This is a genomic window from Halorubrum laminariae (assembly GCF_024494655.1).
Lineage (GTDB): Archaea > Halobacteriota > Halobacteria > Halobacteriales > Haloferacaceae > Halorubrum > Halorubrum laminariae.
In genome coordinates this window covers 539440-562572 of the sequence record NZ_JANHDL010000001.1, presented here as the reverse complement: position 1 = coordinate 562572, position 23133 = coordinate 539440, and the positions used below count along the sequence as shown (strand labels likewise).

The window sequence follows — 23133 nt, the reverse complement described above, 5'->3', positions numbered from 1 at the left end:
GTTAGTCGTCCGCCGTCTGTCGTTCGACGCCCTCGATGCCGGGAATCCCCTCGACACCCATCGACGCCAGTTCTCGTTTCAGCCCCTGTTCGTCCTCGACCGTCTGTGAGAGCTCCATCGCCTGCGCGAAGTTCTTCACGAGCCCGCAGTTCGGTCCCTCCGGCGTCTCGGAGGGACAGATACGACCCCACTGGGTCGCGTGGAGGTCTCGCGCCTCGAAGTGCGGCTGCGACCGCGACAGCGGCGATCGCAGGCGACGTAGGTGCGAGAGCACGCCCATGTAATCCGTCCGATCGACCAGCTGGGAGACGCCGGATCGGCCGCCGACCCAGTTCCCCGTCGCGATCGGGTGTTCGAGCCGTTCGGTCAACACGTCGGAGCGGACGACCGTGTTCACCGTCAGCTGCCGGTTCCGCATGTTGGCGCGTTCGAGCTGGTACTTCACGTCGCGTGCCAGCTTGTTCAGCGCGGTGCGGAACAGGTCGCGCATCAGGTCGCCAGAGACCTTCAGCCGCTTGTTCGAGTAGTGATCCTTGTCGTCGGCTTCTCGGCGGTCCAAGGCGAGTTCGAAACACGCCTCGGCCATCCGACAGAGGTAGTACGCCTTGTTGATCCGCACGTCCTCCTCGTCGACGCCCTCCTCGTGGAGGTGCGGGAGGAGGTAGCGGTCGATGACGTAGTTCGCCCGCTTGAGCTGGTAGTTTTTCCCCTGACCGCTGGCGACGCGCTCGCCGAGAGTCTCGATCGCCCCCTCGGTCGTCTGGACCGAGGCTTCCTCTAAGTTCTCCAGCATGAACTTCACGATCTCCGGGTCGTCCGAGACTCGGTGGACGATCTCCTCGTCCGATTCGAGTCCGAGCGCGCGAACGAGAGTAACGAAGTCTATCGAGCCCGAGACGGACGGGAACGACACTTCGAGCAGCCCCTCGCGGTTACGTTCGCAGAGGACGAGCGCGCGGTACCCGCGGCGCTGGGAGAACGTCTTCGCGACTTGGATCTCGTCGCCGTATTTCGAGTCGTACTCGGCGAGGATCTTGTTCGGTGCCAAGTCCTCGGAGGTCATCAGTACGCGCTCGGAGCCGTTGACGATGAAGTAGCCGCCCGGGTCGACGGGGTCTTCGCCGATGTCGATGAGTTCCTCGTCGGAGAAGCCCGCCATGTTGCACTTCTCGGATCCGACCATGATCGGCATCCGTCCGACCTTGGTCTCTGTCGTATCGACGACCTGCTCCGGTTCCTCTTCGCCTCCGCGCACGATGGACATCTCCATGAACACGGGCGCGGAGTAGGTGATGTTTCGCAGCCGCGCCTCTTGCGGGTACAACAGCTCCTCGGAGCCGTCGGCCTCGCGGACCCGCGGCGTGACCATCCGTACGTCGCCGAGTTCGACGTACACGGGCTCTTGGCCCTCCTTGTCGCCGATGTCGGTCTCGATACGCTCCTTCTCGTCGACCACTTCCTGCATGCCGCGGTCGAGGAAGTTGTTGAACGATCGGAAGTGGTGTTCGGCCAGCCGTTCGTCGGAGAAGTACTCGCGTGACACCACGCGTCGGTCTTGCCTGTTCATGAGACGACTAATCGGTACACGATCGCTTCCGCGGTCGTGCGGGAGTTTCGCGTGATCTTCACCACGTCGCCGACCTCGGCCTCGTCGGAGAGCGCGGGATCCGTGCGTTTGATCTTCGGGAGTTCCGTTCTCTTCACGTCGTACTCCGCCAGGACCTCGTCGATCTCGTCGGCGTCGAGAAGGACGTGGTCCGGGACGAGTTCGTGTTGGCTTACGTCTACCATGGGTGGTGGTTATTGAGAGAAGCTATCACGAGATACTACAGTTTGATACATACGCCAACGTCATAAGGCTTGCCAAGCGTCTCCGCCGCGCACGGCTCACGACGACGGGGCGTGCGATACTCTAACCCATGCGGGACGCACACAAAAGGGTACCGCCAACGTGAATTGTTTCGTCCGTTCGCACTCCCGGTCGTCTCGCGTTGGCGGATGAGAATCGATCCAGACGTAACCCGTCCCGCGGTTTCCCTGTCACCCGTCCCCATCGTCGTCGCCGATGACAAGCCTTATTTGCCAGACAGGGGTACGAACGAGTGCGACAAGCCCGGATGGTGTAGTGGCCCATCATACGACCCTGTCACGGTCGTGACGCGGGTTCAAATCCCGCTCCGGGCGTTCCCTGTTTCGGGGCATTGTCGCTGTTTGCCCGGATGGTGTAGTGGCCCATCATACGACCCTGTCACGGTCGTGACGCGGGTTCAAATCCCGCTCCGGGCGTCTTTCGCTGTCGCAACAACGAACGAGGAGCGAAGCGACGAGTAAGTTCTGCGACAGCAAAGCGCCAGTGAATTTGAACCCTATCAGTCGCGCGCAGCGACCGACGGGAGCGAGCACGTCCGATTCCGGTTCAAATCCCGCACCGGGCCCGCGTTGCGCGGGGGGTCAAAGATCCAGTAGCGAGCGTAGCTCCGTGACGATCGACTTCGTCTTCTCGTCGGGGTCGTCCTCGTCGCCGACGGGTGTCCGGCCGTCATACGTCTCGTGAACCATCGAGACTCCCTCTGCGAGGGTGTCGAGTCCGTAGCCACCTTCGAGCACGTAGGCGTCGGCGGCTCCGATGTCGTCGGAGATCGACCGGATTCGATCGGTCATCAGCGCGTACCCTTCCGAGGAGACGCGCATCCGCGAGATCGGGTCGTGGCGGTGCGCGTCGAACCCGGCCGAGACGATCACGAGGTCCGGATCGAACCGCTCCAGTGCCGGCGTGATTGCCTCGTCGATGGCGTAGCAGTAGTCGGCGTCGCCAGCGCCCGCGGCGAGCGGGAGGTTCATCGTCGTCCCTTCGCCGACACCCTCACCGACCTCTTCGAGCGCTCCCGTGTCGGGGTAGAGTCCGTCTTCGTGTATCGACGCGTAGAGAACGTCTTCCCGGTCGTAGAAGATGTCCTGCGTACCGTTGCCGTGATGGACGTCCCAGTCGAAGACCGCAACGCGGTCCGCGGCCCCTCGATCGAGGACGGTTTGGGCCGCGACGGCCGCGTTGTTGAAAAAGCAGAATCCCATCGCGTCGTCGGTGACCGCATGATGCCCGGGCGGGCGACCGATCGCGAACGGCGTGTTCCGACCGTTCGACCCGTCGAGCGCAGCCTGCGCCGCCCACTGCGCGAGCCCGGCCGAGGTGAGCGCGGCGTCCCACGTCCCCTCGCTCGCGACGGTGTCTGGGTCCCAACTTCCGCCGCCGTCGTCGAGGAACGACTCCAGTTCGTCGACGTACTCCGCGTCGTGGACGGCGATCACGTCCTCGCGGGTCGCGGGTTCGGCATCGACGTACTCGACGCCGTGCCGTTTCGTCAACCCACGTCGGATCGCGCGCAGCCGGTCCGGGTTTTCCGGGTGTCTCTCGCCCGTATCATGTTCGAGACACCGCTCACTGTAGCCGAACCGCATCTACTCGAACAGTGCGAAGTACGTCTCGATGTCCTCGGCCTGTACGGTCCGTCTGTCGGCGTGGCGCGCGAGCGTTGCGGCCGCGCTCGCGACGTTGTCGGCGTAATCCTCCAAAATATCGGCCAGTGCGATCCGCGCATTGACGCCGACTCGGTACCGATCGTCGATGCGCAGCCGCGCGATCCGGTCGATGGGCGCGACTGGCAGCGTGAGCGCCTCGCGGTCGATCACTTGCTCGACCCCGAAATCCGACGCCATCAGCGTTTTTCGTCCGTCTTCGGTTGCGCGTTCGGCCGCGTCGATCGCCAGATCCGCGCCGTGCGACTGGATCCGACGGGCCAACTCCTCGGCGGCGTCCGCGCTGACGCGGAGCTCCCCCGCGTTCCGCCGGATGATCCCGTCGACCGGCGCGAACGGCAACTCGACACTCATACACACAGTCGCGTCCGTGGACCGTATAACGCTTTCCGTTACCGGCGTCTCCCACGATCGGTGTGCGGTGCATCGGATCGTTTCGCCACTCGGTCAGAACACGTCCTCGGCTTGGATCGTTCCGTCCCGCTCCGCACCGCGGACGGTGATCTCTTCGCCGAGCCGGAGGCTCGCGTCCGTTTCGATGCGTTTTGTCTGTTGCCCGTCGTCCAACACGACGGGATCGCCAGTCTGGACGACTGTCCCGGTGAACTCGATCTCGTCGCCGTCCGTGCGCTCCGCCGTCGCGGCCGCCGCACCGCCGTTGGCGGCCACGGCATCGGCTGCGGTGTCAGTATCCGTTCCGCTGTCGGCAACGCTGTCGGTGTCGCCCTCGTCGCTCGCATCTCCGAACGCGTCGAGTCCGGTCTCATTCCCGTCCGGACTCCTGCCGTCTCCCCCCGAACTCCCCGGTTCCGTGCCGTCGCCGGCCGATCCCGCCTTGCCGTCGAGGACGGCGACAGTCGATCGCCAGTTCGCCGACGCCTCGAGGTCATCTTGCCAGCCGTCTTGGATTTCCACATCCGTGAAGACGACGCGGTCCGCCAGCTCGATATCTCGATCGGCCTTGTCTCCCCACAGCGCGACGCGGATCTCGCCCGTCTCGTCTTTGATCCGGACGTTCCGGACCTGTCCCTCGCTGCCGTCGTCGCGATCGAACGTCCGCTTCGGGTCCGTCTCGATGATTCCCCCGCCGATATCGACGGTCTGTCCGATCTCTACGTCGGCGATGTCGGTCGTCTCGGGGACGTACTCGATGTCTTCGTCAACGCGCTCGACGGTGCCGCGGTCGCCGACGTGCAACTCCAGATCGCCGTCGCGCTCGCGGACGTAGCCGTCGCCGATCTCGACTGTCTCACCGGCAGTGAACTCGTCCGTGAGGTCCGCCTTGTCGTCCCACAGCGTGATCCGGACCCGGCCGGTCTCGTCGCCGACGGTGAGGTTCGCGACGCGCCCTTCGCTGCCGTCGTCGCGATCGAACGTGCGGACCGAGTCGGTGTCGAGAACCCGTCCGACGAGGTCGACGTCGGAGGCACCGAGCGAGAGATCCTCGACACGGTAGGTGTCGAGCACCTGCACGTCGACCTCGGCGTCCTCGTCGGGTTCGACCTTGTCCGCGCTCACTTCGAGTCCGCTGTACCCCTCTTTCGGCCGGCCCATGACGCGGAGCACCTGCCCGACTTCCAACTCCTCTTCGGCCGCCGCCGCCATGTCGTCCCAGAGCGCGACCCGCACGGAGCCGGACGCGTCGGCCACGTCGACGTTGCAGACGCGGCCCTCCTCCGCGTCCTCGTCGTCGCGGTCGAACGTCCGGATCTCGCCGATGGACGTCACCTTCCCGAGGAACTTCACGTCGTTCATGCCGGGCTCGATATCGGCGATCGTGTCAGCCTCCTCGTCGCGGAGCTCGTGGGCGATGAGCATCGCGGCGGTCTCGTCGTCCGCGAGCCCGCCCATCTGCTCGACTTTGTCTTCGACGGCCGCCTCGAACTCCTCAAACTCGACGTCGGTGTCGAGATCCTCGTAGACGTCCTCTATCACTCCCATACGCGTACCTCCTCGGTTGTCGAGCCCGCCGATAAGCGTTGTCCTTGTCGGGGTCTCGCGACCGAACGACTCTCCAGTCCCGACCGGTTCCGCGGTGCCGATATCGCGGGTCGAAGCCTCGTCATACCCGTTCGTGGTTCCCGCCGATACAAAAGGTGTGCAGTCCGGATTCGACCGCCCCGTGTCCTCGTCTATTCCACCCAAACCGCCATCGTCTCGGATCTGTCAACATGCGGTATAGATATTCGTCTCGCCCCCGACGCGTGCGACCGTCCGCCACGGGACCTGTGGACCGTAACCGTCTTAAGTTCCACCGCGGTACGTCGTATTGAGTCCTGGTAGGGTAGTGGACTATCCTCTTGGCTTGCGGAGCCAGGGACCGGAGTTCAAATCTCCGTCAGGACGTTTCTTTCAGTACTACGCTGCGAGCGGAGCGAGCAGCACGTACTGAAAGAAACTCCGTGGAGATTTGAGCAGAAAAGTCGCAGCCGGGGAGCGAACGAAGTGAGCGACCCGGACCGTCTTTTTGAGTTCAAATCTCCGTCAGGACGCTCACTTCTCGCAGACGCTCCGCGAAGCGGAGCGCCTGCTTCGGTGTTCGCGCCCTGACGTGCCCTGCGCTCGCTTCGCTCGCGCAGGACTCCGTCAGGACGTTTTCGGACACACCAAACGGCGAGCAACGCAAGCCGTGCGTGCGTCCGAAAACTCCGCGGAGACTTGAGCAGCGAGTGAATTCAAATCTCCGTCAGGACCGAACGCCGCGGCTGTCGAACGAAGTGAGACAGCCGCAAAGTGAGCGTCCTGACGTGCCCTGCGCTCGCTCGTTTGCGGCTTCGCCGCTCACTTCGAGGGTTCCTTCGGTCACCCTCGCCCCGCTCGCGCAGGACTCCGTCAGGACGCTCCGGATCGTTCCGTGATGTGCTCGAACTACCCGGACCCTGACAAGAACGCCGCCGGGACTCGATCAGTCGTGCGGGTGGAAGCGGTTCATAGCCTGCCTGACGGCGTCGGTGTCGCCGATGAAGGTAACGTGGTCACCGTACTCCAACACGCTGTCCGCGGAGGGGACGTGGTTCTCGCCGTCGCGACTGACGACGGCGACGAAGGTTCCGTCGGGAATCTCCGCGTTGAGGTCGCGAATGCTCTTGCCGGCGAGCTTCTCGGAGGTCACCTCGACCTCCTGTACATCGTGATCGTCGCCGAGTTCGTTCATCCAGTGGGCCAGTGCTGGCCGCTCGATCTCGTCGTCGATCGCCACGGCGGTCGCCGTCGCCGAGTCGATCGGCGTCACTCCGACGCTCTCGAAGGCGTCGACGTTCGTCGGGTCGTTCACCCGCGCATACACCGCGTCGACGCCGAACTTCGTCTTCGCGAGCTGACACGCGAGCAGGTTGATGTCGTCGTCCGCCGTCGTCGCGACGAAGCGCTTCGCCTCGTCGACGCGCGCGCCGCGCAGCGCCTCCGCGTCGCTGCCGTCCCCCTCGTGTACGGTGAACCCGTCGGCCCGCGCTCGTTCGACTTCGTTTCCGTCGCGTTCGACGATGACGACGTACTCCCCTCGGTTCTCCAGTCGTGTGGCGAGCGCCCGGCCGATCCGGCCGCCGCCGACGATTATCGTGCGCATTGGTGTCACTCCGAGAACGTCGCCGATCTGTCGCGCGAGTCCGGCCTCGATCGCGACCGTCGCGAAGATGACGGCGAACACCGTCCCGACGAGCAGTTGCCCGGCCGCGATGTTCCCCGCCAACTCCAGTTCGATCGCAAACAGCGTCGCCACGCTCGCCGGGATGATTCCGCGGGGACCGACCCCCGCGATGAACAGCCGCTCCGGCCATGTGAACCGCTCGACTCCGGCGGTCGCGATGAGCGCGCCGAGCGGCCGGAGCACGAGCATGATCACAGCCACGAGTGCGACCGCGCCGAGGCCGAGGCTGCGGATCGCGGCCACGTCTATCAGCGCGGCGAGCGAGATAAACACGAACGACAGCACGATGAGCGTCGTGTTCTGGGCGAACCGCTCGATCTCCTCGCGGTTGTCGATGTCGAGGTTCCCGAGCATCAGTCCGCTCGTCGCCGCGGCCGCGATCCCGGCCTCGGCGGCGACGGCCTCGGCGGCCCCGAACGATCCGACCGCCGCCGCCAACACAAGGAACTGCGAGGCCTGCACGTCTCGCTCCGGGACAAGGTCGCTTTCCAAGAGCAGGTAGATGATCCCCGTCGCCAGCACCCCGGCCCCCACGCCGACGCCGAACCGCTGGAGAAACGCGCCGACGGTCGCTTGGACGCCGAGGTCGTCGAGCAGCAGCGTCTCGAAGATGACCACCGCGACGATCGCGGCCGTCACGTCGTTGATTATCCCCTCCGTTTCGAGCGCCGTCGCGACGTGGTCTCTGACGCGGACGACATCGAGGATCGGCGTGATGACCGTTGGCCCGGTCGCCACGAGCAGCGCGCCGATGAGCAGCGCGATCTCCCATGTGGCTCCCTCGAAGGTCCGGACGGCCGCCGCCGTTCCGAGGAACATCACGAGCGCGCTCACCGTCACCAGCCGAAGCGAGACCGTCGACGCGCGCCGGATCCGGTCGAGTTCAAGCGCGAATGCGCCCTCGAAGACGATAACAGCGACGCTGAGTCCGACGACGATCTCCAGTCCGCTTCCGAACGTTTCGAGCGTCACGACCCCCATGACTTCCGGTCCCAACACCACGCCGATGACGAGGTAGAAGACGACGCTCGGAACCCGCAGGCGGTGTGCGAGCAGTTGCACCGCGAGCCCCGAGACCAGTATCGTCGCGATGACCGGCAGTAGGCTGCTCGACACGTCTACGTCCGGTTCGTTTCCCCGGCTGGATAGGTGTATTGGTTGGGTTCAATTCCGAGACGCGTCGAACCGTCGAATCGTTGACCGACGATGCGTTCTCACTGCCGACGGGACACGCTCGCCGGTGCGAGCGACGGACGCGTCCGGCCTCCACTCGCCGACCGCCGTTCACGTTCACTGTCCTTCATGTGGTCCCATTTCCGAGACGGTCAGTTTTCAATCGTCTATCGGATCCGAATATGTGATTCATCCAGTTGATGTTCAATATGAGGCGTGGTTGTCCAATATATAAATTAGTATTACCGTGATGGGAGACTTCTGATTATATATCCTCTGTAGTGGACATCTGAAGAAGGCCTTTTATAATTCCAATATCACCGAGTGAGTGACGACATGAGCGGACAATCAAGTTGGGAACCTATGAATCGCATTGTATCTATCCAGAAATCTGCGACGGATCGGGAGGCTCTCGCATGACGCACGAATCGCTGTCTCGTCGGTCGGTGTTGGCATCCGGCGCGACCGCGCTCGGCGTCTCGCTCGCCGGCTGTTCCGGTGGCAGCGGTAGCGGCGGAGGCGGTGGGCCGACCGTCGGTATCCTCGAAGACCGGTCGGGAAACTTCCAGCTCAACGGGACCTCGAAGTGGCAGGCGACGCGGCTCGCTCTCGAAGAGATCAACGAGAACGGTGGGCTGCTCGGCGAAGAGATCGAGATCGTCGACCCCGACCCGCAGTCCGACAACTCGCGATACCAAGAACTCACCGAGCGGCTGATCTTACAGGACGAGGTTGACGCGCTCTGGGCCGGGTACTCCAGCGCGACTCGCGAGGCGATCCGACCGATCATCAACGAGAACGAGCAGCTGTATTTCTACACGACCCAGTACGAGGGCGGCGTCTGCGACAACACCATCTTCCCGGTCGGCGCGACCGCGCGCCAGCAGCTCGGGATCGTGACGCCGTACCTCGCAGAGGAGTTCGGCGAGGACATCTACATCATCGCCGCCGACTACAACTTCGGACAGCTATCCGGCGACTGGGTGAACGTCCTCGCCCAAGAGAACGGCTACAACATCGTCGGCGAGGAGTACATCCCGCTGGACGAGACCGACTTCTCCTCCGTCATCAACCGGATCCAGAGCGAGGATCCCGACTTCATCATGTCGATGCTGGTTGGCGCGAACCACGAGAACTTCTACGACCAGCGGGCGACGAACGAGATGGAGGACATTCCGATCGGCACGTCGACCGCGATGGCGCAGGGCCACGAGCACATCCGCTACGACCCGCCCGCGCTCACCAACGTCTACGCCGGCGTGAGCTACATGGAGGAGCTCGGCGACCTCCGCGACGGCGAGAACTTCGTCGAGGCCTTCTACGAGCGCTGGCCGGACGCGAACTACCTCAATCAGGAGGCGCAGAACAATTACTTCTCGGTGTACCTGTGGGCCGAAGCGGTCGAGGAGGCCGGAACCTTCGACCAGCAGGAGGTCATCAGCGTCCTCGAAGAGGGTCGCGACATCAGCGCGCCCTCCGGCGATCTCACGCTCGACGGCGCGACCCACCACATGGAACACGAGATGCGGGTCGCACGGGCCGACGAGAACCACGACATCTCCTTTACCAACAACGAGCGCATCGGCCCGAGCTTCCTCCGCGAGGAGGTCGAGGGCGGCGACGGGTGTGACCTCCGCGAGGAGGACAAGACGACCCAGTACGTCCCGAGCGACGTGTACGACGTCTGAACGAGGATACGACTCATGAAATTGTACACACAGACGGACGCGGCGGCGGCACGGACGGAGGGCGATCCCGCGTGATCGGAACGGGATCGGTTACGGCCGGCGTCGCCCTCACGCCTCTGACGTTCTCGACGTACAGCAGCCTCCTCGCGCTGCTGTTCCAGTTCCTGAACAGCTTCGGGTTCATCGTCCTCGCGACCGTCGGGCTAGCGATCATCTTCGGAATGATGGGCGTCATCAATCTCGCGCACGGGGAGTTCATCCTGATCGGCGTCTACGGAACCGCGCTGCCGTACCACGCCGGAGTGCCGCTCCCGGCTGCGATGGTCGTCGGCGTCGTCGCCACGACGCTGTTCGGCGTCGCCGTCGAGCGAACGATCGTCAAGCGATTCTACGACCGCCTGTTAGACTCCATGGTCGCGACGTGGGGACTGGCGCTCGTGGTCTCACAGCTGCTGTTGATCGTGTTCGGGTCGAGTCTCGACAGCATCTCGACTCCGATGGGTAGCGTCGGGTACGGCCCGTTCTCCTCGTCGATCTACCGGAGCGTCTTCCTCCCGATCGTCTCGATCGCGGTTCTCACCGGCCTCTACGTGGTGTTCACCCGCACTGAGTTCGGGATCAAAGCGCGGGCCACCATCGAGGACCCCGAGACCGCTCGGGCGATGGGGATCGACACCGACCGGATGTACACCACGACGTTCGCCATCGGCTCCGCGCTCGCCGGGCTGACGGGCGCGCTGTACGCGCCCGCGCTGGGGTCTATCACGCCCAACCGCGGGAGCACGTTCCTCGTCGAGGCGTTCGTCGCCGTCGTCGTCGGCGGACCGTCGGTCATCGTCGGCACGCTGTCGGCGGCGGGCGTCCTCAGCGTGTTCAACGCGACCGGGAGCTTCCTCTTCGGAACGTTCGTCGGGCAGATGCTGCTGTTGCTCGTCGCCATCGTCGCGCTCCGACTCTTGCCCGACGGTATCACCGGCTACGTCGAAGACTGGCGGCAACGCCGGAGGGCTGAGGAATGAGCGACCGTCTCGACGGCGGCTCGGCCTCGCTCGTCGGCCGCGTCCGCGACCGGCTCGAAGGCCCGAACACCATCGGCGACTCGGCCACGTTCTGGGTCGGGTTTGTCGTCGCGGTCGCGGCGCTCGCCGTCTACCCGCTGACGACCGACCCGTACACCGTCATCCAGAGTTCGCGGTACCTCGCGCTCGCGTTCCTCGCGTTGAGCCTCTGTTTCATCTGGGGGTACGCAGGCGTGTTGAGCTTCGGGCAGGTGGCCTTCTTCGGCATCTCGGCGTACACATTCGGCGTGATCGGGATCAACTTCTCGTCGGCGGCGGGCGTCGGTCTTGCCATCGTCGGTGCCCTCCTCGTTGGCACGCTGAGCGCGGCGCTGCTCGGCTACTTCATGTTCTACGGCGGCGTTCGCGAGACCTACGTCACGATCATGACGCTCGTCGTCGCGCTGGTGTTGAACACGTTCATGGCACAGACCGCCGGCAGCGAGTGGGCCGTCGGTGCGGCCCAACTCGGCGGATTCAACGGGATGACGAACATCCCCGACCTCACGATCGGCGTCGGCGAGACCGCGCTGGTGTTAGAGGGTGTCGGGCTCTACTACGCCCTGCTCATCGCGCTCGTCGCCGTGTATCTCGGGCTTCGTGTCCTCGTCAACGGGAGCTTCGGCATGACGATGGTCGCCGTCCGCGAGGACGAGGAGCGGACCACCACCTTCGGGTACAACGTTCCGTTCGTGAAGCTCGTCGTCTTCACGATCGGCGGCGCGTTGGCCGCAATCGGTGGCGTGTTCTACGCCAGTTGGGGCAACTATATCGATCCGAGCGTCTTCGGGATTGCGTTCGCCGCGCTTCCGGTCGTCTGGGTCAGCGTTGGCGGCCGCGAATCGCTGCTCGGAGCGATCGGTGCGACGTTCGCGATCGAACGGATGCGGACCGGGCTGTCGAGCGGAATCGGTCCGATCGGCTCCGAATGGGCGCTCGTGATCGTCGGCGGGCTCCTGCTGGGCGTCATCCTCTTCCTGCCCGCCGGCGTCGCCCCGGCGTTCGACGAACTCGTGGACGGACTGCGCAAGAAACGTGACGAGCGGTCACAGTCGGCGACGGCCGCGGAGGAATCAGTCGAATGAGCACACCACAGGACATCAACGTCAGACAGAAGCCGGCGGTCGCCGCGACCGGCGGCGCGACGAGCACGGTACTGGCCACCAAGCAACTCACAAAGAACTTCGGCGGACTGACCGCGGTCGACGGGGTCGACTTCTCGGTCGAGGAAGGCGAGATCCGCTGTCTCATCGGGCCGAACGGCGCGGGCAAGAGCACGTTGCTCGAACTGATCACGGGACAGCTGTCACCGAGCGACGGTGACATCTACTTCGACGGAACGGACCTCACCGAGATGGACACGCACGACCGGATCGACACCGGGATCAGCGTCAAGTTCCAGTCTCCGCACGTCTACGAGAACCTCTCCGTCGAGGAGAACCTCCGGGTGCCGCTTCAGCGGACCGACCGCGACACGGCGCGCGTGTTGGCCGAAACTCTCGACCGAATCGCGCTCGCGGAGAAGGCCGAGACTCAGGCCAGCGACCTCTCGCACGGCGAGAAACAGCGACTGGAGATCGGGATGGCGGTGACGCTCGATCCGACGCTCATGCTGCTCGACGAGCCCGTCGCGGGCATGTCCGTCGACGAGACGGCCGACGTCGCGGACCTGATCCGATCGCTTCACGACGACGGGATGACGTTCCTCGTCGTCGAACACGACATGGACTTCGTCCGGCGGATCTCGGACCGCGTCACGGTGTTGAACCAAGGCGAGATCTTCCGGGAGGGGCCGATCGAGGAGATCGAAGCCGACGAGGACGTTCGCCGGATCTACCTAGGTGAGAACGCGTGAGCCTCGAAGTGTCCGGGCTCGACGCCGGGTACGACGGGACGCCGATTCTCCGCGATGTCGATCTCAGCGTCGGAGACGGCGAAATCGTCGGTATCGTTGGCCGGAACGGCGTCGGAAAGACCACGCTATTGAAAGCGATCATGGGACTTCTCGCTCCCGAGTCTGGGACGGTCCGGTTCAACGGGAAGGACCTCACACATGAGTCCGCGGACGTACGCGCCCGCGGCGGCATCGGGTACGTCCCGCAGGGGCGCGACGTGTTCCCCGGACTCTCGGTCGAACAGAACCTCACGATCGGCGAGGGGATCGGTGACGGCGACAAGACCCGCTACGAGCAGGTGTACGACTACTTCCCGATCCTCGAAGAGCGCGCGGATCAGGACGCCGGTACGATGAGCGGGGGACAACAGCAGATGCTCGCCATCGCTCGCGCGCTCGTCGGCGATCCGGACCTCCTGTTGGTCGACGAGCCCTCCGAGGGCGTTCAGCCGTCGATCGTGCAGTCGATCACGGAAGACCTCAAGCGGATCAACGAGGAGTTCGGGACGACGATCCTCTTCGTCGAACAGAATCTTTCGGTCATCCAAGGCCTGTCGGAGCGGTGTTACGCGATCGACCACGGAACGATCGTCGACGAGATCGCCGGCGATGCGGTGAGCGACCGCGAGCGACTCGAAGAGTACCTCGTCGTCTAGCGGTCCCCTCTCTGCGACCCCCAACGCCGGCTGTCGACCACTCTCCACGACTGTCGATCGCTCGCCGCGATCGAGTCCGCGACCCGATCGATTAAAGTCCGCTTGTGCTAATCAGTCGCTAGTAGATGTACTCGACTCGACCGCAGACGACGGCCGCAGACGCGGGCTGCGTTCGCGGCCGGTCCGCGAGGAGTGTCGGAGGTGCGGCGTGTCCGACGTGAGCCTCGTCGTCGTCGCCGGGACGACGGAGACGGCCGCGATCGACGGGATCAGCGCCGCGGGTGCCGATCCGGAACTCCGGATTCACACGCCGAGTGCCGACCTCGAGATCGTCGCGGACGGTCGTCCCGCGCCCGACTCGCCGGTCCCCGTCAGCCCCTCCGGCTGTCCGACGCCGGCAGTCGTCACCCGCGCGGTCAGAGAGCGGGTCGGGTTCGACTTCGTCGGCGTCGACGCCGGGCTCGCGGTCCCGACCGACGCGTCGGTCCGCGCCGTCGGCGCTGCCCCCGGTGGCGACGTGCGCGAGCCCGAACCGGTGCCGGACGCCGCCACAATCTTCGAGAACGCTCGCGGTCTGGCCCCCGACATCTCCAAGACCGACGAACTGCTCGTCGCCGAGACGATCCCCGGCGGGACGACGACCGCGCTCGGCGTGTTGACCGCGCTCGGCGAGCGCCCCGTCGTCTCCTCGTCGCTCGCGGCTAACCCGCTCGAACGGAAGCGCGCGGTCGTCGAGGAGGGCCTCGCCGCGAGCGACCTCTCCGTTGGCGACGCCGACGGCGACCCGATCGACGCGATCCGGCTGATGGGCGACCCCGTGCTCGCCGCTGCCACGGGGCTGGTCGTCGGCTCGCTCGAAGGCGGGATCGACGTGACGCTCGCGGGCGGGACCCAACTGGCCGCGGTCGCGGCGCTGGCGCGGCACGCGGGCGTGGACCGGCGGCTCCCGCTCGCGACGACGACGTTCGTCGCGGACGACCCGACCGCCGACGTGGCGTCGCTCGCCGCCGACCTCGACCTGTCGCTCACCGCGACGGACCCCGAGTTCGGGTCGAGCGACCACCCCGCGATGGCGGCGTACGCTCGCGGCGAGGCGAAGGAGGGCGTCGGCATGGGCGGCGCGCTGGCGCTTTCCGACCGCGCCGGAGTGCCCGCGGCCGACGTGCGCGAGCGCATCGCGGCGATCACCGACCGGCTCTTGGCCGCGCGGGAGACGGTGGGCGTGGACGGAGGCGGCTCTCGATGAGCGGGGTCGTCCAATGAGAGGGTTCGTCCTCGGCGGCGTCAGTTCGGGCGTGGGCAAGACCGTCGCCGCGCTCGCGGCGATCCGCGCGCTCGAAACCGCCGGATGCGCGGTCCAGCCGGCGAAGGCGGGTCCGGACTTCATCGACCCGAGTCACCACGCGCACGTGGCTGGCCGCCCCTCGCGGACGCTCGATCTGTGGCTGCAGGGCGAGGCTGGTCTCCGCCGGAACTACGCTCGCGGCGAGGGCGACATCTGTGTCGTCGAGGGGGTCATGGGGCTGTACGACGGGGACAAATCGAGCACGGCCGCGGTCGCCGAGGCGCTCGACCTCCCGGTGGTGCTCGTCGTCGACGCGAGCGCGGGCATGGAGAGCGTCGCCGCGACCGCGCTCGGATTCCGGACGTACGCCGAACGCGTCGGGCGCGACATCGACGTGGTCGGCGTGATCGCTCAGCGCGCACACGGCGGCCGTCACGCGCGAGGGGTCCGCGAGGCGCTCCCGGACGAGCTGACGTACTTCGGCCGGATCCCTCCGCGAGACGACCTCGAAATTCCGGAGCGACACCTCGGGCTCCACATGGGCGAGGAGTCGCCGATCGACGAGGACGCGCTCGACGCCGCCGCGGAGGGCCTCCGGACCGAGCGGCTGGTCGAGGCCGCCCGGGAACCGACGCCGGCCGACGACGCGTCTGCTCCGGTCGATGCGGCCGCTCCGGCGACCGCCCGAGCGTCGCGTTCGTCCGGGACGGCGGACGACGACCGCCCGCGAGTCGCGCTCGCCCGCGACGACGCCTTCCGGTTCGTCTACCCGGCCACGGTCGAGCGGCTGCGCGAGCGGGCGACCGTCGTCCCGTTCGAACCGACCGCCGGCGACCCGCTCCCCGCCTGTGACGGCGTCTACCTCCCCGGCGGCTACCCCGAGCGACACGCGGAAACGCTGGCGGGGAGCCCGGCGCTCTCTGACATCGCTGACGCGGCCGCGGACGGGACGCCCGTCCTCGGCGAGTGCGGCGGGCTGATGGCGCTCGCCGAGTCGCTGACAACCGTTGAGGGGGACACACACGAGATGGCCGGCGTGCTCCCGGCCGACGTGACGATGCAAGAGCGGTATCAGGCGCTCGACCACGTCGAACTGCGGGCGACCCGCGACGCCCCGACCGCCGCAGCAGGCGAGACGTGCCACGGGCACGAATTCCACTACTCCGCGGCCGAGGTCGCCGACGACGCCCGATTCGCCTTCGCAGTCGAGCGCGGAACCGGGATCGACGGGGACCGCGACGGCCTGATCGAACACCGAACGCTCGGGACGTACTGTCACCTCCACCCGGAAAGCGGAGCGTTCGACGCGTTCCTCGACGGACTGTGAGCGATGTCGCCCACGACCGCTTTCGAGGCGCTCGCGCCCGTCTCGCCCGTCCCGCTCGCGCCCGTCGCTCCTGCAATCGCCGCGCTCGGACTCGCTGTCGCGGCCGATTTCGCGTTCGGCGAGCCGCCGCGCCACGTTCACCCGGTCGCGTGGTTCGGGTCGCTCGTCGGCCGGATCGACCGCGAGTGGCACCGCCCGCGCCTCGTCGGCGTCGCGGTCGCGGTCGCGCTCCCGCTCGCGGCCGCCGCTGCCCTCGGCCTCCTCGTCGCGGTCGCGGCCGTGTACGGCCCGTGGGAGACTGGATACGGACCGTTGCCTGCCGAGATGTCGGTCCTCGCGCCCCTCGTCGCGGGCGGCGTCCTCTTCGTCGCCGCGAGCGGACGGATGCTGCTCGATGTCACGAGCGAGGTTGTCTCCCTGACCGAGACGGACCCGGAGGCCGCCCGAGAGTCGGTGCGCGCGCTCGTGGGTCGTGACCCATCGGCACTCTCGCCTGCGGCCCTCCGGAGCGCGGCCGTCGAGAGCGCGGCCGAGAACCTCGCCGACGGGTTCGTCGCGCCGCTGTGGTGGTTCGCAGTCGGCACGACGGCCGGCGTCGTCGCTGGCGCGGTCGGAACGCCCGCCGACGCGGGGAGCGCGACGCCCGTCATCGCCCTCTCGCTTGGCGTCGCCGCCGCGGTCTGGGTCAAGGCCGTGAACACGCTCGACTCGATGCTCGGCTACCGGTCGAAGCCGGTCGGCTCGGCGAGCGCCCGGCTCGACGACCTCGCCATGTACCTCCCCGCCCGCGCGAGCGCCGGCTGTCTCGCCGTCGCCGCGATCGCGGTCGGCGGCGCTCCCCTCGGCGTCCTCCGGCGCGCCCGGTCGTGGGCTCGCGAGCCGGCGTCGCCGAACTCGGGGTGGCCCATGGCGGTCGGCGCGGCCGCCCTCGACGTGCGGCTCGAAAAGCCCGGGAATTACGCGCTGAACCCCACAGTCGACCCGCCGACCGCGGCCGACGCAGAGCGCGCCGTGCGTCTCGTCGGCGCGGCCGGCGGCGTCGCGGTTGCGGCCGCGGTCGGGTGGCTGCTCGCGCTCGCGGGGGTGACCGCGTGGCTCTGACCCGACCCGTCTCCGCGCTGCGAGACGCCGCCGACGCGCTCCGCGGCGCGCTCGGCTTTCTCACCCGGATTCCGGTCGGCCGCGACGAGGCCGCGTGGGAGGCGTTCGCGCGGTCGCCGTGGAGCGTCCCGGCCGTCGGCTATCTCGTCGGCGCGCTTGTCGCCCTGCCGCTCGTCGCCCCCGTGCCCGCGCCGACGGCGGCGGCGGGGTTCGTCGTCATCGTCTACGCGCTGACGGGGATCACACACCTCGACGGGGTCGCGGACCTCGGCGACGCCGCGGTCGTTCACGGCGACGCCGTTGCGCGTCGCGAAGTGCTGAAAGACTCCGCGCTCGGCGTCGGTGGCACCGTCGCGCTCGCGCTCGTCGTCCTCGGCCTCGCGACTGCGGGGCTGTCGCTGGCCCCGATCGCGTCGGCGACCCCGCTCGTCGCGGTCTGGATCGTCGTCGCCGCCGAGGTGAGCGCGAAGGCGGCGACGGCGACGCTCGCCTGCGTCGCCGACGCCGCCCACGAGGGACTCGGATCGGCGCTCGCCGACCGCTCCGTCCTCTCAGATGCGCTCCCCGTTCTCGCGGTCACGACGCCCGCCGCGCTGCTCGCGTGGCCGGCGATCGGCGATCGCGCCGGGGTACTCGTCGCCGCTGCGCTCACCGCCGCGTTCGGGGTGGCCGCCGCGCTCCACCGATGGAGCGCCCGGCGGCTCGGAGGGATCTCCGGCGACGTGCTCGGCGCGACGACCGAACTCGCGCGCGTCGCCGCGCTGCACGCGGGGGTGATCGCGTGGACGCGCTTCTGATGTGCGGTGGCCGCGGGACGCGACTCGGCGGCGACACGGAGAAGCCGCTGGTCCGGGTCGCGGATCGCCCGATGGTCGATCGCGTCATCGCGGCCCTCGCTGCGAGTCGAATCGACCGCGTCCGCGCCGTCGTCTCGCCGCACGCGACCGCGACGCGGGAACACCTCGCCGAGCGCGCCGTCGGGACGGACTCGCGTCTCCCGCTCCGGGTCGTCGACGCCCCGGGCGACGGCTACGTCGCGGACCTCCGGTACGCGCTTGGCGACGCCGAGTCTGCGGCCGACCCCGATGTCGACCCCACAATCTCTCCCCCCGTCCTCACCGTCGCCGCGGATCTCCCCCTGCTCGACGGCGAGGTCGTCGATCGCGTGATCGACGCCGCCGCTGCCGTCGAATCGGCGTCGCTCACGGTCTGCGTGCCCGCGGCCCGGAAGCGGGAACTCGGTGTCAGCGCGGACGGCGCGTTCGAGGCCGACGGCCGCTCCGTCGTCCCGGCCGGCATCAACGCGGTCGGCGGGGTGGACGCGGACGAGAACGACGATGGTCGTGGCGATTCTGAGCACGACACCGGCCGCGACGACACCGACGCCGACCCCGATGAGTCCGACGACGCGCTCCGCGTCACGACCGACCGCCGGATCGCCGTCAACGTCAACTACCCGTCGGACGTGCGGATCGCCGAGGCGCTCCTCAGGAGCGACCACTCACAGACACCTCCGCCATGAACCTCGACCGCGCCACAGACCTCGACCGCGCGCCCCACGGGAGCAGCGACGACCCCGACCTGCTCGACTTCTCGGCGAACACGAACCCGGAGGTCCCGGACGGTGTCGAAGAGCGTTACCGGGCGGCGTTCGAGGCGGCCCGGACCTACCCGCCGGAGCCGCCAGCCGACTTCCGACGAGCGGCGGCCGCGTACGTCGACTGCGACCCGGATGCGGTGATACCGACTCCCGGCGGGCTCGCGGCGATCCGGCTCGCCGTGTCGCTCGCGGTCGACGACGGCGACACCGTTCTCGTGCCCGCCCCGAGCTTCGGCGAGTACGCGCGCGAGGTCCGGCTGCAGGGCGGCAAACCCGTCTTTGTCTCCCCCGAGTCGATCGCGGAGGCCGACCCCGAGCCCCACGCGCTCGCCGTCGTCTGCGCGCCCAACAACCCGACCGGGGACGACTACGACTCCGACTCGTTGGAGGCGTTCGCCGCGCGCTGTCGGGTGGCCGACACCACGCTGCTCGTCGACGAGGCGTTCCGCGGGTTCACCGATCGCCCCTCGCTCGCGGGGACCGACGGCGTCGTGGTCGCCCGTTCGCTCACGAAGCTGTTCGGACTCCCCGGGATGCGGGCGGGGTTCGCGGTCGCGACCGGCGACCTCGGCGCGGCGCTGCGCGGCGCGCGGCGGGCTTGGAACCTAAGCGCTCCGGCGCTCGCGACCGGCGCGTACTGCATGCGACAGGACGCGTTCATCCGCGAGACCCGCGAGCGCGTGCGGACGGAGCGCGAGCGGCTGCGAGCGGCGATCCGGACGCGATACGCGGTCGAGGCCTCCAACGCCCCGTTCCTGCTCGTCGATGTCGGCGACCGCTCCGTCGACGAAGTCGTCGCGACGGCCCGCGAGCGCGGGGTCGCTATCCGCGACGCGACCACCTTCCGCGGCCTCGACTCGCACGTTCGCGTCGCGGTCCGCCGGCCGGCCGAGAACGACCGGCTGCTCGCGGCGCTGGGGGTGGACGGTGTTTGACGCGACCGTCCGCGAGGGCGTCCTCCGGCTGCGTCGACCGGGGACGCGCTGGCTCTCGACCGGCTGGGCCGGCGGGCGCTCGCGGGGCGACGCGGTCTACAACGTCTCGGTGCCCGAGGGATTCGACCGCACCGACCTCGCGGCGTACCGCGACGAGCGGTTGGCGCGCGCGGGCTTCACCGAGAAGCCATGCAACTGCGAGACTGACCGCGCCGTTCCCGCCGACCGCGACGCCCCCCCGACACTGTTTACCGGGGTGGCGATGGAACACGCTCGCGGCGCGCGGCGCGGTCCGGTCGTCGCGTACGCGACAGCCGGGCTCTCGAACCCCGCGACGCTGCCGATGGAACCTGAGCGGGAGGCGACCGATTCTGCCACTCACGCGACCGCTGTCGACTTGGCCGATGCGGCCGACTCGATCCCACACGGGCCCGGCACGGTCAACCTGATCCTCGGAACGACCAGACGGCTCGCTCCCGGGGCTGCGGCCAACCTCGTTGCCGTCGCGGCCGAGTCGAAGGCGGTGACGCTGCTCCACACGGCCGGCGTCCCGGGGACGACGAGCGACGCCGTGGTCGTCGGCGACGACCCGACCGGAGAGTCGGCGGCGTTCTCGGGCAGCGCGACGCCGGTCGGCGCGGCGGCCCGCGTCTGCGTCCGTGACGCGGTCCGCGCGAGCCTGCGGTCGCGGTATCCGAACGACGAGTTTCCCGGTCCGCCAGCCGACGCCGAGCACGGCGTGGTCGCCGACGGCCGAGCGGAGGTTTTCAATCCATGACGATGTCAGACACACACGACGACGGCACCGACGACGAGCGATCGAGCGACGAGGACGCGACCGGTGGTACCGATCGCTCTGACGGCGACCGGAGCTGGACGCCCGGCGGTGGCACCGCTCCGGAGCCGGAGCCGATCGAGCCGGCCGCGCCCGAGGAGTTCGGCCTCGTGCAGGCGTGGTGGGGCGGCGGCAAGGGGAAGACGACGGCGGCGATGGGGATGGGATTCCGGGCAGCCGGTCACGGCTATCGAGTCCATATGGTCCAGTTCATGAAAGGCGGGGCCGACAGCGTCGACGCCGTCCGCGGCGAGTACAACGCGATCGCCGCGATTCCGGGATTCACCTACGAGAACACCGGTCACTACGGCTGGCACGGGCTACTCGACGGCTCCGCCGAGGACGAACACGAGGCGAAAGCGCGGGCCGCCTTCGAGCGCGCCGAGTCGATCGTCTCGGGCGCGCGCGCCGCAAATCTCGACACTCCGTTTCCGCTCGACGGCGATCCCGGCGCGGGCGTTCACATGCTCATCTTAGATGAAGTCCTGTACGCGGCGGACCGCGGACTCGTCGATCCCGACGCACTCGTCGACCTCATCGAGTCGAAGCCGGACGGCCTTGAACTCGTCCTCACGGGAAGCCACGCGGAGCCGACGTACCTCGACGGCGTCGCCGACCTGATAACCGAGGTCCAGAAGGTGGCGCACCCGTTCGACGACGGCCAGCGCGCGCGGCAAGGGACGGAGTACTGACGCTTGAGAGTGTCACGGATGACCCAGAATTCCGACGCCGAAACCGTCCTCGTCGCCGGCACGGCGAGCCACGCCGGCAAGAGCACGCTCGCCGCCGGGCTCTGCCGACTCCTCACCCGTCATGGCGTCTCCGTCGCGCCGTTCAAGGCGCAGAACATGAGCAACAACGCTCGCGTCGCGCTCGCGCCCGACGGCGGGTGGGGAGAGATCGGAATCTCCCAGTACGTGCAGGCGCGCGCGGCGCAAATTCCGGCCACGACCGACACGAATCCCGTCCTGCTCAAGCCCCGCGGCGACGGCGAGAGCCAGATCGTGATCGACGGCGAGGCGGTCGCCACCGTCGCAGCCGGCGAGTACTACGACGACCACTGGGAGCGCGCGCGGTCGGCGGCGGTCGACGCGCACCGCCGGCTGGCGGCCGATCACGACGTGATCGTCGCGGAGGGCGCGGGCAGCATCGCCGAGATCAACCTCCACGACCGCGATCTGGCGAACGTCGAGTGCGCGCGGTTCGCCGACGCCGCGATCCTGATCGCGGTCGACATCGAGCGCGGCGGCGCGTTCGCGAGCCTCTACGGAACCCTCGAACTGCTCCCCGACGACGTGCGCGACCGCGTCGCCGGCGCGGTGATCACGAAGTTCCGCGGCGACCCCGCCCTGCTGGACCCCGGCATCGACGAAATCGAGGCGCGCACGGGCGTCCCGATCGTCGGCGTCGTCCCCCACGACGATCCCGGTCTCCCCGCCGAAGATAGCCTCTCGCTACCGGACGCGGGCGACACCGGACGCAGCGCCATCGGAGGTGGTGTCACCGATGACAACGGCGACCGCGGTGCCGTCTGGGGTGCCGACGACGTTTCGGACGAGTCGGCGGTCCGGATCGCCGTCCCGCGGCTCCCCCGGATCTCGAATTTCACCGATCTGGAGCCGCTGGCGCGCGAGCCGGGTGTCAGGGTCGCGTTCGTCCCGGTCGCTCCCGACGCCACGGCGGCTCTCACGGACGCCGACGCGGTCGTGATTCCGGGCTCGAAGAACACCGTCGACGACCTGCACGCGCTCCGAGACGCCGGATTCGACGAGGCGATCCGGAACTTCACCGGACCGATTGTCGGACTCTGCGGCGGGTATCAGATCCTCGGAGAACGGCTGACGAACGCGGCCGTCGAGGGGACCGGATCGATGTCGACGGTCGAGGGCGTCGGCGTCCTCCCGATCGAGACGCGCTTTTCGACTGACAAGCGCGTCGAGCGCGCGACACATGAACTCGATCCAGCGTCGACGAGTCTGATCGCGGGCGCGACCGGGACCGCCACCGGCTACGAGATCCACATGGGCCGGTCGTCGCCGACCGAACCAGTCGCGCGGCCGATCGGGCCGGAGAGCGCGGCGACCGACCGCGTCCTCGGCACGTACCTCCACGGCCTCTTCGAGAACGCGAACGTCAGGAACGCGTTCATCGAGGCGGTCTTCGACGCGGCGGGGCGGTCCGGGCCGGAGACACCCGAAGCCGACGGCCGCTCGGACGCCGCACGAAGCCCGTACGACCGCGCCGCGGAACTCGTCGCCGAGCACGTCGACCTCGCGGCTGCGGGGCTCGGCGACCTCGGGTGAGCCCTGGTCGGTCGCGTCCCGTCCCGCGGAACCGTCTCGGGCCGTGGCGAGGACGGCCGGTCACGGAACCACTAAGGACGGAGCGGCCCCACGATCGG

The 23133-nt window shown here is 68.0% G+C and carries 21 protein-coding genes and 3 tRNA genes; 17 read left to right on the top strand and 7 right to left on the bottom strand.

The window, feature by feature from the left end; all coding sequences use genetic code 11:
* Window position 1: 1 nt before the first annotated feature.
* Together NO887_RS02730 and NO887_RS02725 are read right to left on the bottom strand one after the other, a co-directional pair.
* Window positions 2-1567: a DNA-directed RNA polymerase subunit B'' gene (locus NO887_RS02730; protein ID WP_256416963.1), complete on the bottom strand. Its 1566-nt coding sequence runs from the start codon at window positions 1565-1567 to the stop codon at window positions 2-4.
* Window positions 1564-1791, bottom strand: a complete 228-nt coding sequence (locus NO887_RS02725; RefSeq protein WP_256416962.1) for a DNA-directed RNA polymerase subunit H — start codon at window positions 1789-1791, stop codon at window positions 1564-1566. Before NO887_RS02725 ends, NO887_RS02730 begins: the two co-directional genes overlap by 4 nt.
* A 320-nt stretch (window positions 1792-2111) precedes the next feature.
* Between NO887_RS02725 and NO887_RS02720 the strand changes: the two genes are divergently transcribed.
* Both NO887_RS02720 and NO887_RS02715 read left to right on the top strand, forming a co-directional pair.
* Window positions 2112-2184: transfer RNA gene (locus NO887_RS02720), tRNA-Asp, on the top strand.
* A gap of 29 nt (window positions 2185-2213) precedes the next feature.
* A tRNA-Asp gene (locus NO887_RS02715) sits at window positions 2214-2286 on the top strand.
* 165 nt (window positions 2287-2451) lie between these two features.
* On the opposite strand, the gene NO887_RS02710 is transcribed toward NO887_RS02715, so the two are convergent.
* From NO887_RS02710 to NO887_RS02700, 3 genes are all read right to left on the bottom strand, one after another.
* Window positions 2452-3456, bottom strand: a complete 1005-nt coding sequence (locus NO887_RS02710) for a histone deacetylase family protein (protein WP_256416961.1) — start codon at window positions 3454-3456, stop codon at window positions 2452-2454.
* Window positions 3457-3888 (bottom strand): histone, encoded by a 432-nt coding sequence (locus NO887_RS02705; protein WP_256416960.1) that lies wholly within the window; start codon window positions 3886-3888, stop codon window positions 3457-3459.
* Between the two features lie 93 nt (window positions 3889-3981).
* A complete protein-coding gene (locus NO887_RS02700) occupies window positions 3982-5475 on the bottom strand; it encodes a single-stranded DNA binding protein (RefSeq protein WP_256416959.1) in 1494 nt (497 codons plus the stop codon).
* Between the two features lie 332 nt (window positions 5476-5807).
* Between NO887_RS02700 and NO887_RS02695 the strand changes: the two genes are divergently transcribed.
* Window positions 5808-5880: transfer RNA gene (locus NO887_RS02695), tRNA-Arg, on the top strand.
* 127 nt (window positions 5881-6007) lie between these two features.
* Here the strand turns inward: NO887_RS02695 and NO887_RS02690 are convergent.
* Window positions 6008-6139 (bottom strand): hypothetical protein, encoded by a 132-nt coding sequence (locus NO887_RS02690; RefSeq protein ID WP_256416958.1) that lies wholly within the window; start codon window positions 6137-6139, stop codon window positions 6008-6010.
* 300 nt (window positions 6140-6439) lie between these two features.
* On the bottom strand, window positions 6440-8281 hold the full coding sequence (locus tag NO887_RS02685) for a cation:proton antiporter domain-containing protein (RefSeq protein ID WP_256417024.1): 1842 nt from the start codon (window positions 8279-8281) through the stop codon (window positions 6440-6442).
* Window positions 8282-8769: 488 nt separating this feature from the next.
* Between NO887_RS02685 and NO887_RS02680 the strand changes: the two genes are divergently transcribed.
* From NO887_RS02680 to NO887_RS02615, 14 genes are all read left to right on the top strand, one after another.
* A complete protein-coding gene (locus NO887_RS02680) occupies window positions 8770-10041 on the top strand; it encodes an urea ABC transporter substrate-binding protein (protein ID WP_256416957.1) in 1272 nt (423 codons plus the stop codon).
* Between the two features lie 116 nt (window positions 10042-10157).
* Window positions 10158-11060, top strand: a complete 903-nt coding sequence (gene urtB, locus NO887_RS02675) for an urea ABC transporter, permease protein UrtB (protein WP_303652226.1) — start codon at window positions 10158-10160, stop codon at window positions 11058-11060.
* Window positions 11057-12184 carry an ABC transporter permease subunit gene (locus tag NO887_RS02670; RefSeq protein ID WP_256416955.1) on the top strand — a complete coding sequence of 376 codons (1128 nt, stop codon included), beginning with the start codon at window positions 11057-11059 and terminating at the stop codon, window positions 12182-12184. Before urtB ends, NO887_RS02670 begins: the two co-directional genes overlap by 4 nt.
* Window positions 12181-12954: an ABC transporter ATP-binding protein gene (locus NO887_RS02665; protein WP_256416954.1), complete on the top strand. Its 774-nt coding sequence runs from the start codon at window positions 12181-12183 to the stop codon at window positions 12952-12954. Before NO887_RS02670 ends, NO887_RS02665 begins: the two co-directional genes overlap by 4 nt.
* Window positions 12951-13649, top strand: a complete 699-nt coding sequence (locus NO887_RS02660) for an ABC transporter ATP-binding protein (RefSeq protein WP_256416953.1) — start codon at window positions 12951-12953, stop codon at window positions 13647-13649. The genes NO887_RS02665 and NO887_RS02660 overlap by 4 nt, the downstream gene beginning before the upstream one ends.
* Before the next feature lie 208 nt (window positions 13650-13857).
* Window positions 13858-14895: a nicotinate-nucleotide--dimethylbenzimidazole phosphoribosyltransferase gene (locus NO887_RS02655; RefSeq protein WP_256416952.1), complete on the top strand. Its 1038-nt coding sequence runs from the start codon at window positions 13858-13860 to the stop codon at window positions 14893-14895.
* A 13-nt stretch (window positions 14896-14908) separates the two neighbouring features.
* Complete coding sequence (locus NO887_RS02650; RefSeq protein WP_256416951.1) at window positions 14909-16261, top strand: cobyrinic acid a,c-diamide synthase; 1353 nt, start codon at window positions 14909-14911, stop codon at window positions 16259-16261.
* Between the two features lie 3 nt (window positions 16262-16264).
* Window positions 16265-17362, top strand: coding sequence for a CobD/CbiB family cobalamin biosynthesis protein (locus NO887_RS02645; protein WP_256416950.1), 1098 nt, complete (start codon window positions 16265-16267; stop codon window positions 17360-17362).
* Complete coding sequence (gene cobS, locus NO887_RS02640) at window positions 17353-18159, top strand: adenosylcobinamide-GDP ribazoletransferase (RefSeq protein WP_256416949.1); 807 nt, start codon at window positions 17353-17355, stop codon at window positions 18157-18159. Before NO887_RS02645 ends, cobS begins: the two co-directional genes overlap by 10 nt.
* On the top strand, window positions 18159-18884 hold the full coding sequence (locus NO887_RS02635) for an NTP transferase domain-containing protein (RefSeq protein WP_256417023.1): 726 nt from the start codon (window positions 18159-18161) through the stop codon (window positions 18882-18884). The genes cobS and NO887_RS02635 overlap by 1 nt, the downstream gene beginning before the upstream one ends.
* On the top strand, window positions 18881-19897 hold the full coding sequence (locus tag NO887_RS02630) for an aminotransferase class I/II-fold pyridoxal phosphate-dependent enzyme (protein ID WP_256416948.1): 1017 nt from the start codon (window positions 18881-18883) through the stop codon (window positions 19895-19897). Before NO887_RS02635 ends, NO887_RS02630 begins: the two co-directional genes overlap by 4 nt.
* Window positions 19890-20675 carry an adenosylcobinamide amidohydrolase gene (locus NO887_RS02625; RefSeq protein WP_256416947.1) on the top strand — a complete coding sequence of 262 codons (786 nt, stop codon included), beginning with the start codon at window positions 19890-19892 and terminating at the stop codon, window positions 20673-20675. The genes NO887_RS02630 and NO887_RS02625 overlap by 8 nt, the downstream gene beginning before the upstream one ends.
* Before the next feature lie 2 nt (window positions 20676-20677).
* On the top strand, window positions 20678-21424 hold the full coding sequence (locus NO887_RS02620) for a cob(I)yrinic acid a,c-diamide adenosyltransferase (protein WP_256417022.1): 747 nt from the start codon (window positions 20678-20680) through the stop codon (window positions 21422-21424).
* An 18-nt stretch (window positions 21425-21442) separates the two neighbouring features.
* Window positions 21443-23035, top strand: coding sequence for a cobyric acid synthase (locus NO887_RS02615; protein ID WP_256416946.1), 1593 nt, complete (start codon window positions 21443-21445; stop codon window positions 23033-23035).
* Window positions 23036-23133 lie beyond the last annotated feature (98 nt).